Consider the following 12665-nt stretch of genomic DNA (forward strand, 5'->3'; position numbering starts at 1 on the left):
GGGATCACTTGAGGATCGGGTAGGTCTGATCATCGTTCTGAGTGTCATTGCGCAGCACCCAATTGAGAATGCTGGCGAACACGGTGACCACGACGAATGCGACACCTGCATAGACGAAGGCGAACCCGAACGCGGTCCCGTCCTGCCAGGCGCGGGTGACGATGATCGACAGGATCAGAACGGCGATACCGCAGACGAGCCCCACTTTGAGCGCGTCCTTGTACGACACGGTGCTGGTGGACTTCTTCTCAGACTTCGATGTTGCCATGCCCCCAGCGTACCGACCTCACCTGAGAATCGGCGCACCGAGGTGGCCGTGCAGCTCAGAGGCGAAGCGTGGAAACCACCGTTCCCGGCTCGACGGAATCGGAGCGCGGGTGGACTACCCGGCCAGAACACGCAAAAATGTCTATGTGCACATCCCCATTCGGCGCCCCTCTGACGAGGTGTCGCGCGCGCTCAGCTCGAACCAGGTCGTCCCTGGTCAGAAGTCGCGCCCGCGCACAGTTCTGCGAACAGTGATCGCAACCGCCCTTGCAACGATCACGCTGGCGGGCTTGAGCGCTTGCGGTCCGGACAAGGGCTTGCGGGTGGAACCTGAAGGTGAGACATCTCCCACTCAGTTCGAACCCGCGAATTCGGACTCCGGTCCGCCCAACAAACCGTTCTCGCTCAAGGAGATCCGCAAGACCATTGTGGACTCCTCGGGGATCGCGGTGACCGGGAAGGCAACGGAATCGGCGAAGGTCGTCGCCGACTGCAAAGAATGCCTCAAATTCGCGACACCTTTCCTTAGCGGCGACAAGAAGTTTCAGCTCGTCACCGTGGCCAACCCGAAGCAGAAGAGCGAGATCGTGGCGGGGGCTGTCATCAGTGAGAAGGACAGCAGACCACGCCTTGAATTGATCGCCACTGGCAACCAGCTCAAACTCAGCCCAGGTAAGAATGGGACACTGGTGGTGCAGGAGGCGATGTATGCCGACGGCGACGAGGCCTGCTGCCCTTCGGGGTGGTCAGTGCAGGTATTCCGCCTGCATGAAGGTAGGTTTGAACCGGGTCAACGCTTCACGCGGCTTAATGGAGAAACGTAATGCATATTGTTCTGGTTGAGGATGACGAGGTCATCCGGGAGACAACCCAGATCGGCCTGGAACGGTTCGATTACACGGTGTCGGCATTCGCCGACGGTCGTGAGGGGTACGAGTTCGTCGCTGCACACGGTGCCGACGTTCTGCTTCTCGACCTCATGCTGCCCACCATGAACGGCGCTTCGATCTGCAGAGCCGTGCGTGAGCGCTCCACCATTCCCATCATCATCATCTCCGCCCGCTCGGATGCGATCGACATCGTCCAGGCGCTCGAGGCCGGAGCCGACGACTACCTCACCAAGCCCTTCGACATGCAGGTGCTCAACGCTCGCATCCGCGCCGTCGTCCGCCGCTTCATCACCACCGGCACCGACAAGCTCGGCTACTCCCCGTCCGCCGAGCTGGACGAGGAGCACGAAACCGTGATTGGCCCCGGCGGCATGATCACCGGAGACGGCATCCCTGAGGTACTTGGGGCCAGCCCCGGCATGGACACCCGTGAACGCCTCAAGGCCCAACTCGAGTCCGACGACACGTACCTGGGTGCGGGCGGAAAATTCACCTCGGCGGACATGCGCGACGGTTCAGACGAGCAGATGATCGGCGACGACGTCACCGTTCCGCCTCGCCCGGACGGTTCACCGGCCATGCAGGCGAGTTCCGGCCAGGGCGGCTACCCGGGTGCGGGCGAGAACCGCAACGGCAGCGCCGGCTCCGATGATGAGCTGGGCCCGTTCCGAACACGCTTGGGCTCGCTGGTCCTCGACACCGGTCGCCTGACCGTGGAGATCGACGGCGAGGAAGTCCACCTCACCCCCACGGAGCTGCGCGTCCTTCTGCTTCTGACCGAGCAGCCCGAACACGTCTACTCGCGAGAGAAGATCGCCTTCACGGTATGGGGCTACGAGTGGGCCGGCGACTCCCGTGTCGTCGACGTCCACATTCAGCGCCTGCGGAAGAAGATCGGCGCCAACATGATCGAAACCGTCCGCGGATTCGGATACCGCTTCGCGGGCTGATCGCATGTCACTGCGCTGGAAGATCTCCCTTCTCATCGTTGCCTCGGTCATCATCGCTGTGCTCTCCTGCTCCATCGTGCTGCGTCAGTCCGCGGCGCGGGCTGAGGATGACCGGATGCGTTCGACCGTGACCGAGCAGCTCGCGAACTCAGTCGCCATCTTCTCCGAGACCGGAGTGCTCACCCTCAACGCCCGCATCGACGACCCCGCACTGCCCAAGGATGCACGCGCCCAGGCGCTCAAGGGCCAGAGCGTGACGATGCGCTCCGAGGTCGACGGTGAAGAGATCGTATGGGCCGCTGCCCCGATCGAGGTCGGCTCCTACACCGAGGTGATCTCGGTGCGTGCCTCGACCAAGGACAGTCAGGAACTCATCGGCCGCATCGACCAGGCTCTGCTGGTGGGAATGATCGGCTCCGCTCTGGTCGTCGGCGGTGTCGGCTCCATCGTGGCCGGTCGCATCTCACGCAGGCTGACCCTGGGGGCTCAAGCCGCACGGAAGATCGCGGCCGGAGACACCAGCATCAGGATCGCCGACGTCGTCGACGATACGGACCAAGAGGTCGCGGCCTTCGCCTCGGCGGTCGACACAGCCGTGACACGACTGACCGAACGCATCGATTCCGAACAGCGTTTCACCGCGGACCTGGCGCACGAGATGCGGACCCCGTTGACCGGCCTCGTCAACGCCGCCAACCTGCTCGAGGAAGATTCGCGTCCCGCCGAGCTCGTCAAGGATCGGGTGCAGCGCATGCAGGTCCTCGTCGAAGACCTCCTCGAAGTCTCACGCCTCGATGCGGGCCGCGCGAACCCCGAGTTCACCCGTGTCAACATCGACCAAGCGATCCGCTCGCTGCTGGGTACGATGACCGCTTCCGGCGCCTTGTCCGGTCACACCATCGACACTCATCTGGCGGCCCTGAACTCGACGCTGGTCACCGATGTCCGCCGCTTCGAGCGCATTATCTCCAACCTGCTGGTCAACGCGATCAAGCACGGCGCGGACCCGATCCGCCTGGAGACGAGCACCCGCAGCATCACCATCACCGATTCCGGCTCCGGCTACCCGCCCGACATCGTCAACACCGGCCCGACCCGCTTCGTCTCCGCCGGTGGCGGCGGCATGGGCCTGGGCCTCGTGATCGCACAGGGACAGGCCCGCCTGCTCGGCATACGCCTGAACTTCAGCAACGATCCAATCACAGGCGGTGCCCGCACCGAAGCGGTCTTCCCAGATCCTGAAGCCCAAAACGAGGCACTCAAGCAGTACCTGGAATCCGCCTAGGACGGTCAGCTGCGCAGGGCGCGGGAGTAGCGCCTGCGGTAGACGATCTGGGCGAGGCGGACGAGGGGTTCGCCGAGGCGCCAGATCCCCAGTCCTGCTCGTGAGAGCGAGCGCAGCACGAGGAAGACTCGGTCATCGGGGGTGTGAATGAGGATGAATGACTCCTCACCGGTGATCGGGTGCCCGGGCTTCGTCCCATAGGTGAATCCGCGACGTGCCTCCGACTCGAAGACCTCGATGACGCGGGCCGGTTCGGGCAGACGGAACGGTCCGAGCCGCACGAAGATCGTGGGTTCCTGTCCGACTTCGACCCGCGGGCGGCCAGAACCTGTCCGCGAAGCGTCCCCGCCGTTGTCCCAGCCATTGTCCCGGCCGTCGCCTTGCGTCTGCGGGCCGCTTTTCGGACTCTCGACATCGATGTCGAACCCGCTGCGGATCTTCACTTGCCAGTGCAAGAGTTCTTCCGCGCAGCGGTCGAAGGTGGCACGACCATGACCGATGAAGAAGGCCGCTTCGAAATCCCGGTACCCTGCCGGTCGGTCGACCCACCTGGGTGAGAGCGGCTGAGTCAAAGGTTCGTCGAGGAATCGTGACGGAGTGGCCATGCCTCCAACCTAACCGAATCCCGGACACACCGATGCCAAGTCCGATGCGAACAAGTAAGGTGCCAAGTACCGGCATTCTCTCAATCGAATGTCCGCTAAGAACACGCCTGACACGGCACGTACAACAGTCACGGATCAAAGGAGAACCAGAATGCGCACACTCAATGGAATCGATGAGATCACTTCGCTCGTCGGCACCAAGTTGGGATCGTCCGAGTGGACGACGATCGACCAGGAGGCGATCAACACCTTCGCCGATGTCACCGACGATCACCAGTGGATACACATCGACGAGCAGCGCGCCGCAGACGGCCCCTACGGCTCGACGATCGTCCACGGCTTCTTCACCCTGTCCTTGATCCCGAAGTTCTCGAGCGAGATCTTCACCATCGAAGGCGTGTCCATCCGCGTCAACTACGGGCTGAACAAGGTCCGCTTCGCCCAGCCGGTGCCGGTGGGCTCTCGCCTGCGCGGCACGGTCAGCGTCAACGAGGTCATCCCCGGAGACAAGGGCACCCAGGTCATCCTCAAGCACGTCATCGAGATCGAAGGCGAAGACCGCCCGGCCTGCATCGCCGAGGTGGTCACCCTCCTCGTTGAGTGAGGCTGTGCCACTTTCTCCGGGCCACGGGTTGCGTGTCGAGAAACGCACGCGCGCCTCGTCTTTTGACACTCGACCCGTTTCTCGTTGCCGTGTGCCGTGTGCCGAATGCTGTGTGCTGTGCTCAGCTCGGACGGAACTCGTCGAGCATCTGTGCGACGCGGATGTAGCCCAGGTGCGAGTAGGCCTGCGGGTGGTTGCCCAGGTGCATCTCCGCGACCGGGTCATATTCCTCGGCCAGCAGGCCGGTGGGCCCGAGTAGATTGTCCAACTGCCGGAAAAGGTCCCAGGCGTCGTCGATGCGCCCGACCTTGATGAAGGCTTCGATGAGCCAGGTCGTGCAGATGTGGAACCCGCCCTCCAGGCCGGGCAGCCCATCGTCGTAGGTGTAGCGGAAGACCGTCGGCCCGACTCGCAGCTCGCGTTCGATCGCATCCACGGTCGAGACGAAGCGCGGGTCGTCGGCCGGCAGCAGACCGGAGAGTCCCACGAACAAGCACGCCGAGTCGAGGTCGGTCTCTCCGTAGGCAACCGTGAAGGCCCCGACCTCTTGGTTGTACCCGTTCTCAAGCACATCGTGGGCGATCTCCTCACGCAGCTGCCGCCAGGCACCGGGAAGTTCACGATCGAAGCGCTCGGCGATCTGCAGCGCCCGGTCAACCGTGACCCAGCACATCACACGCGTGTAGACGTTGTGCTTCGGTGGCCGCCTGGCCTCCCAGATGCCATGGTCGGCTTCGAACCACCGCTTGCTGACGGCTTCGACCATTTGGCAGGTCAACCTCCAATATGAGTCCGGAAGATCGCCGAGGTGCTCGCTGAGTTCGTTGAGGAGCTCGGTGACCGGACCGAAGACGTCGAGCTGGACCTGGTGTTCGGCCGCGTTTCCAACCCGCACCGGGCGAGATCCCGCATATCCGGGCAGGTGGGCCAGCACAGCCTCGGTGGTCAGTGCCGAGCCGTCGACGGCGTAAAGGGGGTGGAGTTGTTCGGGAGAGACTGTCCGCGCCAGGATTCCCGTCAGCCAGGACAGGAAGCCTTCGGCTTCACCGGTGGATCCGAGCGAGAGCAGCGCGCGCACGGTCATCGATCCGTCGCGCAGCCAGGTGTAGCGGTAGTCCCAGTTGCGCACGCCGCCGATGCCCTCAGGCAGGGAGGTCGTCGGTGCGGCGAGCACCCCTCCCGTCGGTTCGTGGCACAGGGCGCGCAGAGTCACCGCCGAGCGGATGACCTCCTCACGATGGTGGCTGGGGATGTTGAGGGTGTCGACCCAGTTGGTCCAGAAGTTCAGGGCGCGCTCGCGCACATGGTGCTCACCACCTGTGGCCATGTAGCGGGCATCGCCGGTTCCGGTGCCGCAGGCCAGCACAAGCACGACGACTCCCCCGGGCTGCTCTGAGGGCACGACGACCGCCTCGGCAGTATGGGACTGTCCGGTCTCACTGATCTCGAAGTCGACGCCGGGTGCGATCAGTGAGATGGGTTCGGAGGTGCCTAGGACCTGTACACCGTCATGGGTGCGCACCATCAGCGTCGGCACGGTGGCGTAGTCCAGACGTGGGGCGAAGCGGATACGGGCAGCAGTGTCGCCGGTGAGCACCCGCACGACGATGGTGTCGTCGCTGTTGGCGTCGACAGGAGCGAGGTAGTCGATGCAATTGAGGCCCGGCCACCGGGTTTCCAACAGCGTCGAGTGGGTGATGTAGCGCTGTGTCAGCGGGGCGGTTCCGGCTTCGGTGTCGACGGCGAAGAATCCGGCGGCTTCGGCGCCGAGGATTTCGGAGAACATCGACGAGGAGTGCGGCAGTGGGTGCGGCATCCAGCAGATGCTGCCGAATGGGTCGACCAGTGCCGTGGATTGTCCGTTGCCCAACAGACTGTGCCTGTGGATCGGGGTCGCGCGCCTGCCGAATAGCCAGGATTTGCGCAGCTCGTAGATGGCGGCGAGGACGACGGAGACCTCGGCAGGAGTACTGATGCGGTAGTCCGCGTGTGTATCTGCGGGTTCGCGGCCGACCTTCAGCCCGAGGTCGGCCTCGCCCAATGTTTCGAGGGCAAACTCATCGGCGGTGTCATCGCCGATGAAGACGACGACTTCTGCCCCGGTCTGCTCCCGCAGGCGCTGCAGAGCCGCGGCCTTCGAGGAGGGGACGACCGAGAGGTCGATGACCTGCTTGCCCCGAGTCGGGAAGATCGCGTGAGTCTCGACGAGTTCGCTCACCGCGGCTTCGACCCTCTTGCGCTCGGCCTCATCGAGTCCGCGCAGGTGAACAGCGGCCCCGGTGGTCTTGTGCTCGATGATCGACGTCGGCAACGTCTGGAAGAGGTCTCGACGGAGGCCGTCGAGAGCTGTGCGCTGCCCCGGGTCGAGGGTGTCGATGGCGACCGTGTCGGTCTCTCCCCCGTGGGATCCGAAGAGGTGGACCTCCCGTGGCAGCCGTGACATCGCTGCGAGGTCACGGAGGCTGCGACCGGAGATCACCCCCGCCGAGGTGGAGGGAAGCAGAGCGAGAGCCCGCAGTGAGTCCACCGAGGAATCCAGTGGAAAGGCCTGACCGGGGAGGTCGACGATCGGCGCAATGGTGCCGTCGTAGTCTGTGGCGATGAGGAGTGAGGGCGAGCGTGAGACTTCGAAGAGACGCCGGAAGAGATCCGGGGAGAGTTTGCGGCTGGCCTCAGCCAAGTCACCCAGGAGTCCTGAGGAGCTGACGGAGGCGGCGATCGGAGTCAGTGGGGACAGACTATCGTAGTCATGCTCGACGGTACTCATCTCACCTCGGTCTTCTCGAGTTCGGCTGGGGGCTTCGGGTGACGCAGGTCGTGCCGGCTGGAGGGCCGGGGTCAATTCTTGTCGTCAGGACTCTCAGGTGCGCCGAGAGCGTCAGATTCGTCGGGGACGTCTTGATGATCAGCGTCGGAACCGGCCCCGGAGCTTCCATCGACGTATGGTTCTGTGCCGGCCGCGATCTGCTTGGCCTTGCTGATACGTGAGTAGCCACCGATGATGAAGATGACTCCGGCGATGAGCGTAGCCACGCCGGTGAAGCCGAGGATCCACAGCGCACCGAAGTCGTCGCCGAAGATGAGGATCACACCAAGCAGCAAATGACAGCCCGCCGCGATGAGGAAGTCCGAGGGCATCGGGTGGGACTTGAGCTGTCGGTAATTCCACAGCTCGATAAGGCCGTGGAGCAGTGCCCAGATGCTGATGGCCGCGCGCAGTTCCGCAGGCTGGTCCGCGAGGAACAGGAACACGATCGCGGGAATTGTGACGATCGCCTGGCCAAAGACCGCCGTGCGCACATTCAGCGGCGAACGCAGTCCCTGGTAGACAAGCGCGAGTGCGAACAGGACCAGATAGCTGATGGACAGAATGTCGACGATATCGACACCCATCGACAGATGCTTGGGGCTGGCGGCTTCGCGTGGCCAGAACACCGTCGCGATGCCGAAGGCGACACCGAGGATGCCGCGGACGACCATCGGAGCGCCGAGTGCTTTCGACTCGGAGGTGGCCTGGGGCAGTGCCTCGGGATGCGGTTGCGTGGGCTCGGTGCGCGGTTCGTCGGTACTCATCACACCACCAGTTTAGGTCTCTCGCCTGAGTCTGTCTGGTACCGGGCACCCGGTCGATTTCTCACGTCTTTACGTAATTACGTATTATGTGTATTGTCAAGGCATGAGCACCTCATCGCAGAATGAATCCGGGAGCACAGTCGATGCCCGTCTGGCGGAGCTCGAGCGCAAGGTCGCGAGCCTGGAGGGCGCCGCTGTCGACCCCGCCTCTCCGACGACTGACGATTCCGGCACCCATGCCGATGACGACACTTTCTGGGCCCTCAACGGCCTCCTCGATCATGCTGGACACGAGGGCGGTGTCGTCTACACCGGGCACACCATTCCCCCGGGCGCCGAGGCACCGGTGTCCTGGCAGATGGGCCTGCCATCGGCAGCGATCAACGACCTCAACTTCGCCGAGGCGGCTCCGGCGCTGGCCGCCCTGGGACATCCCGTCCGACTTGAGCTCCTGCAGGCGATCTACGAAGGCACGACCACAGTGGCTCGGCTCGGCGACGACGACCGATTCGGAACGACCGGTCAGATCTACCACCACATCCATGCCCTCGCCGGAGCCGGCTGGCTCGAGAATTCTCGGCGCGGCCACTGGCGGGTTCCAGGCCAGAAGATCATCCCTCTGCTCACACTCATCCTCATCGGCACGCACTGACACAGACTCTGATACTGCACTAGGACGGAATCATGGACATCGGAACCGACGCCCTGCACGCGAGCGCTTCTCCCTCGCACCCAAGGAGTGCCACACCTCGGAGAGGGATCATCGCCATCATCGCCGCGGTGGTCGCAGCTGCACTGCTCCTGCTCATCACACCGCTTCCGCGCGGATTCCAGGGCGAGCCCACCGGCGACGCGACTCTTGTGAGCGAGGTCGAGAACGTCCTCGGCAGCAAGCACTGGCACCACGTCTCAGCTGCAAAGATCGACGGCGATGACGTTACCTGGGGAGGGGTCGGTGCGGACGAAAACACCGAGTTCGAGATTGGGTCGATCACGAAGACCTTCACCGCCGCGCTCTTCGCCGACGCGATCAATCGTGGAGAAATCGACAAGGACATCCGCCTCGGCGATGTCTGGCCCGACCTCGACGGGGATGTCGCCGAGGTGACGCTGGCCTCAATCGCGATGCAGCGTTCGGGTCTGCCCAGGCTGGGACCGGTGGTGAGCTTCCGTGACGGCCTCGCGAACCTTCTGTCGGGATACCTCCACACCGATCCGTATCGCGGAACTGCGGCAGACCTCATCGACTCACTTCAGGACGTCGACGTGGGTGAGAAGGAGCCGCAGTACTCGAACTTCGCGTTCGGGCTCCTCGGCCAGGCACTCGCGACGGTTACCGGATCCACCTACGGGGATCTCGTCCGCGACCGGATCACCGAGCCATTGGGAATGGCCAGCACCTACGTTCCCGAATCGCCTGAGGGACTGTCACACGGCTACACGGCCTCTGGGCTATCGGCCGCTCCGTGGACGATGGGTGGAATGTCCCCCGCGGGTGCCATCCGGTCGACGACACACGATTTGAGCATTTGGCTGAAGGCAACGGCGGATGGAACGGCTCCAGGGGCGAAGGCGGCCGCCCCTCGTGAGAACTTTGACGAATCGGAGCGCATCGGCTGGGCTTGGCTCACCACGACAGATCGCAGCCCGAATCTCACCTGGCACAACGGCGGTACCGGCGGCTATGGGTCTTACCTCGGCTTTGATGCGAAGACGAGGCAGGGGGTCATCGTCCTCGCCGACTCGGCAATCGGGGTCGACGATGCCGCTGATCTGATTTCCTCCGACAGTCCGGAGGCATACCGGGCACAGTATCCCGGGGCGAGGGCTGGAGACGGGCTATGAATCTGGAGCTCATCAGTCAGCTTGCCAGCGCTGTCGTCATGGTCTGGGGAGCGCTCGCCGCCATTCGGGCATCCCGATCAGCAACCCGCACGGCTCTCCTGAGCAATCTTCTTCGCAGTGTCGCCTTGCTGCTGCTCGTCCGCCTCATCGCCGACTTCGGCGGATGGTCGTCCTGGTTCATCTACCTCTGGATGTTCTTTGCCAGCGGCTACGTCGTCGCAGGATATCTGGCAACAACAGTTTGGGTGGGCCTTCCCCTGCGTGCAGAGAGCACAAAGGGCAGTCGGACGGAGATGGTCAACCTTGGAGTCTCCGGCGTATTGACACTCGCCGTTTCCGGGGCTCTTGTGATTCCCGGACTCATGCTGAGTTGAGACTCTCGCGCGGAAACGGTGGGCGTACATAACGCACCGAGTGCGTTCAGGTTTGAGGTTCGAGAGAGTCAAGACCCGCTGGCGATCGTCAGCTTCCCGTCAGCTTCCGACACCGCATATTCCGCGAGCGGCTCGGTGGCGGGGCCGCCGAGCACCTCACCCGTCGTGGTTGAGAACTTCGAGGAGTGGCACGGGCACACGATCTCCTTCTCGGTGACGTTGCGAACCTGGCATCCCTGATGGGTGCACACGGAGGAAAACGCGTAGAACTTACCCTCCTTCGGCTGAGTCACCACGTAGGTTTCGTCGACCACGGTTCCGGATCCGACAGGGACGTCGCTGCCGGAAATGCTGGCCGCCGGCGTCTTCGAGTCGCCTGACTCTTCTGAGGTGCACGCCGAAGTCAGGGCTGCCGACGAGCCGACGACCGCGACGGTTCCGGCCACGCCTGCCGATTTGATGATCATGCGCCTGTTCGCTTCCATTGTGCCTCTCGGTGTTCTCCTCATGGGTCAATCACTGCTCTGCAGCAGCGCTGCCCGATGTCGGTTCAGTTGCTCCGCACCCAGAGTAGCGTGGGGACCTGAGCGAGAACCGAGCCAGGGTAGAGCTCGCCTTGACCTCATGTGCGCGCCATGTGTGCGCCTACGCCCTCAGACCCCGGGGGACCCGGGAACTGTCTGGCCCGTATCACCCGTGAATGCAAATACGGCCATCCGTCAGTCACGAGACAGCCGCGCGAGAAACAATGCATCATGACCATGAATGGGAGAAAGGGGGTCAATGATCAGAATGTGTGTACAGGATAGGTCTTCAGCTCAGTCAGCAGCGGGCGAAGACCCCGACTGCTGCTTGACAGTGAATGTGACGGGTCCCAGCGTTTCTCCTCCCGGCAGCAGTACCTCCCCACATGGCTCCCCAGCCCGGGTCGCGCCTGCAGAGTCGAAAGCAACCCCTGCAGCCGTTGACTCACAGTCCGTGGACTAAGAGTCACTGTTATCGTCGTGGGATGGGAAAATTGAAGAAGGCCGATCTGCCCGATGCTCCTTCGGTGCCCTTCACCGTCTCAGCAGACCTCACGAGGTATCGACAGCGGTTCGGGATCTTGCGGTTCCTCGTGCTGGTCGGTGTCATCGCCTTCGGATTCTTCTGGCTCGGCGTCGGGACAGCGCTGATATGTATCGTCGTTGCCTCCGCGCTTTTGGCTGCCGGCTTCATCGGTATAAAAAGCAGCCGGATCGTGTTCACCGGGTCAGGTGTCGAGTACCGCAACTGGTATGGCCGAACCGTCAAGCTTGGACGCGACGACATCGAAGGTGTCATCGTGTTCGCGGACTTCTACGATGTGAGTTTCGGACTGATCCCGCGAATCTCGATCGCACGCCTGACATCGAAGTCATCGATCAGCCTGAACGGGCTGTACTGGCCCGCCGACCAACTCATGAGCGGCATCTCCGTCATGGACGACAACGGGATCAGTGTGAAACAGTGCAACGAGCGGTTGAGCTTTGTCGACGTCGCAAAGAAATTCCCAAAGCATTCCACGTTCCTCGAACGCAATTGGGTGAAGGTCGGGTTCATGATCGGGTTCTTCGGCGTCATAGTGCCGGTTGCCATCGCCTTGATCCACGACGCAATCGTCTAGAGATCCTACTATGTATGCCAGATTAGCGCCGAGGCTCAGATAAAAAGCCCGGACACCACCCTCGGTGCCTCATCTACTGTTGCCCGCGAAAAGGTGAACCCTCGGCCAGTTTGCGGAGTGAACTGTCGATAGTGACTCGAACCGAGGTCACCGCGAAATACGGCAGGCGAGACAAGAAGGCCTCGCAGAAGAACAAAAGAGCCGTTCTCAACGAGGTCGTCACAGTAACTGGTTGGACCCGCGACAACTCCCGACGGCGCTTGACTCAAGCTGCGAACACCCGCCAGGGCCCGGGCGACAGGTCGTTCAGGGCCTCGTAAGCCGCGGGCCAGGAAATACTCCTAAGACACGGCCAAGGTCGTACAGCGTGTATGGGCTATCTCGGGCGGCCAATGCGGCAAGTACCTAGATGCGACGATGCGGATCCTGATTGACCTCCTCAAAGATCACGACGAGTTCGCCCCCGGCCAGGACCGCTACGTCAAGCGCGTGCGTAAGTAGTACCTGGCGAAGAATCCTTTTCTGGCCAGGCACTTGAATCCAGCGGTGCTACTTCCACATCAAGCAAGCCGGACGTTGATACTGGAAAGGTCGGGAATCCCGGTGTGACCCAAAGCCTGACTGACC

At 62.9% G+C, this 12665-nt stretch carries 14 protein-coding genes; 9 read left to right on the forward strand and 5 right to left on the reverse strand.

Annotated elements, in window-relative coordinates; genetic code table 11:
- Window positions 1-4 precede the first annotated feature (4 nt).
- Window positions 5-268, reverse strand: a complete 264-nt coding sequence (locus INT29_RS10685) for a hypothetical protein (RefSeq protein WP_193071598.1) — start codon at window positions 266-268, stop codon at window positions 5-7.
- A 250-nt stretch (window positions 269-518) separates the two neighbouring features.
- Here INT29_RS10685 and INT29_RS10690 point away from each other — a divergent pair, with 250 nt between their 5' ends.
- Genes INT29_RS10690 through INT29_RS10700 form a run of 3 tightly spaced genes read left to right on the forward strand, consistent with a single transcriptional unit; the run spans window position 519 to window position 3392 of the window.
- Window positions 519-1091: a hypothetical protein gene (locus tag INT29_RS10690; RefSeq protein ID WP_319020878.1), complete on the forward strand. Its 573-nt coding sequence runs from the start codon at window positions 519-521 to the stop codon at window positions 1089-1091.
- Window positions 1091-2107: a response regulator transcription factor gene (locus tag INT29_RS20645; RefSeq protein ID WP_101571672.1), complete on the forward strand. Its 1017-nt coding sequence runs from the start codon at window positions 1091-1093 to the stop codon at window positions 2105-2107. The genes INT29_RS10690 and INT29_RS20645 overlap by 1 nt, the downstream gene beginning before the upstream one ends.
- Before the next feature lie 4 nt (window positions 2108-2111).
- Window positions 2112-3392 carry a sensor histidine kinase gene (locus INT29_RS10700; protein WP_193071599.1) on the forward strand — a complete coding sequence of 427 codons (1281 nt, stop codon included), beginning with the start codon at window positions 2112-2114 and terminating at the stop codon, window positions 3390-3392.
- A 5-nt stretch (window positions 3393-3397) separates the two neighbouring features.
- On the opposite strand, the gene INT29_RS10705 is transcribed toward INT29_RS10700, so the two are convergent.
- Window positions 3398-3997: a DUF1990 family protein gene (locus INT29_RS10705; RefSeq protein ID WP_193071600.1), complete on the reverse strand. Its 600-nt coding sequence runs from the start codon at window positions 3995-3997 to the stop codon at window positions 3398-3400.
- A 151-nt stretch (window positions 3998-4148) separates the two neighbouring features.
- On the opposite strand from INT29_RS10705, the gene INT29_RS10710 reads away from it, so the two are divergent.
- Window positions 4149-4601, forward strand: a complete 453-nt coding sequence (locus INT29_RS10710; RefSeq protein WP_193071601.1) for a MaoC family dehydratase — start codon at window positions 4149-4151, stop codon at window positions 4599-4601.
- Window positions 4602-4722: 121 nt separating this feature from the next.
- On the opposite strand, the gene otsB is transcribed toward INT29_RS10710, so the two are convergent.
- Complete coding sequence (gene otsB / locus INT29_RS10715; protein ID WP_193071602.1) at window positions 4723-7368, reverse strand: trehalose-phosphatase; 2646 nt, start codon at window positions 7366-7368, stop codon at window positions 4723-4725.
- 71 nt (window positions 7369-7439) lie between these two features.
- On the reverse strand, window positions 7440-8174 hold the full coding sequence (locus INT29_RS10720) for an HdeD family acid-resistance protein (protein ID WP_193071617.1): 735 nt from the start codon (window positions 8172-8174) through the stop codon (window positions 7440-7442).
- A 103-nt stretch (window positions 8175-8277) separates the two neighbouring features.
- On the opposite strand from INT29_RS10720, the gene INT29_RS10725 reads away from it, so the two are divergent.
- Genes INT29_RS10725 through INT29_RS10735 form a run of 3 tightly spaced genes read left to right on the forward strand, consistent with a single transcriptional unit; the run spans window position 8278 to window position 10393 of the window.
- A complete protein-coding gene (locus INT29_RS10725; RefSeq protein ID WP_226841851.1) occupies window positions 8278-8826 on the forward strand; it encodes a helix-turn-helix domain-containing protein in 549 nt (182 codons plus the stop codon).
- Between the two features lie 32 nt (window positions 8827-8858).
- Window positions 8859-10019, forward strand: a complete 1161-nt coding sequence (locus INT29_RS10730; protein WP_193071603.1) for a serine hydrolase domain-containing protein — start codon at window positions 8859-8861, stop codon at window positions 10017-10019.
- The gene (locus INT29_RS10735; protein ID WP_193071604.1) at window positions 10016-10393 is read left to right on the forward strand and encodes a hypothetical protein; all 378 of its coding nucleotides are present in this window, start codon (window positions 10016-10018) and stop codon (window positions 10391-10393) included. Before INT29_RS10730 ends, INT29_RS10735 begins: the two co-directional genes overlap by 4 nt.
- A gap of 68 nt (window positions 10394-10461) precedes the next feature.
- Here INT29_RS10735 and INT29_RS10740 read toward each other — a convergent pair whose 3' ends face one another.
- On the reverse strand, window positions 10462-10860 hold the full coding sequence (locus INT29_RS10740; RefSeq protein WP_193071605.1) for a Rieske (2Fe-2S) protein: 399 nt from the start codon (window positions 10858-10860) through the stop codon (window positions 10462-10464).
- Window positions 10861-11402: 542 nt separating this feature from the next.
- Here INT29_RS10740 and INT29_RS10745 point away from each other — a divergent pair.
- Window positions 11403-12038 (forward strand): hypothetical protein, encoded by a 636-nt coding sequence (locus INT29_RS10745; protein ID WP_193071606.1) that lies wholly within the window; start codon window positions 11403-11405, stop codon window positions 12036-12038.
- 131 nt (window positions 12039-12169) lie between these two features.
- Complete coding sequence (locus INT29_RS10750; RefSeq protein ID WP_193071607.1) at window positions 12170-12358, forward strand: hypothetical protein; 189 nt, start codon at window positions 12170-12172, stop codon at window positions 12356-12358.
- Window positions 12359-12665 lie beyond the last annotated feature (307 nt).

It is taken from the genome of Brevibacterium sp. FME37 (assembly GCF_014897485.1).
Lineage (GTDB): Bacteria > Actinomycetota > Actinomycetes > Actinomycetales > Brevibacteriaceae > Brevibacterium.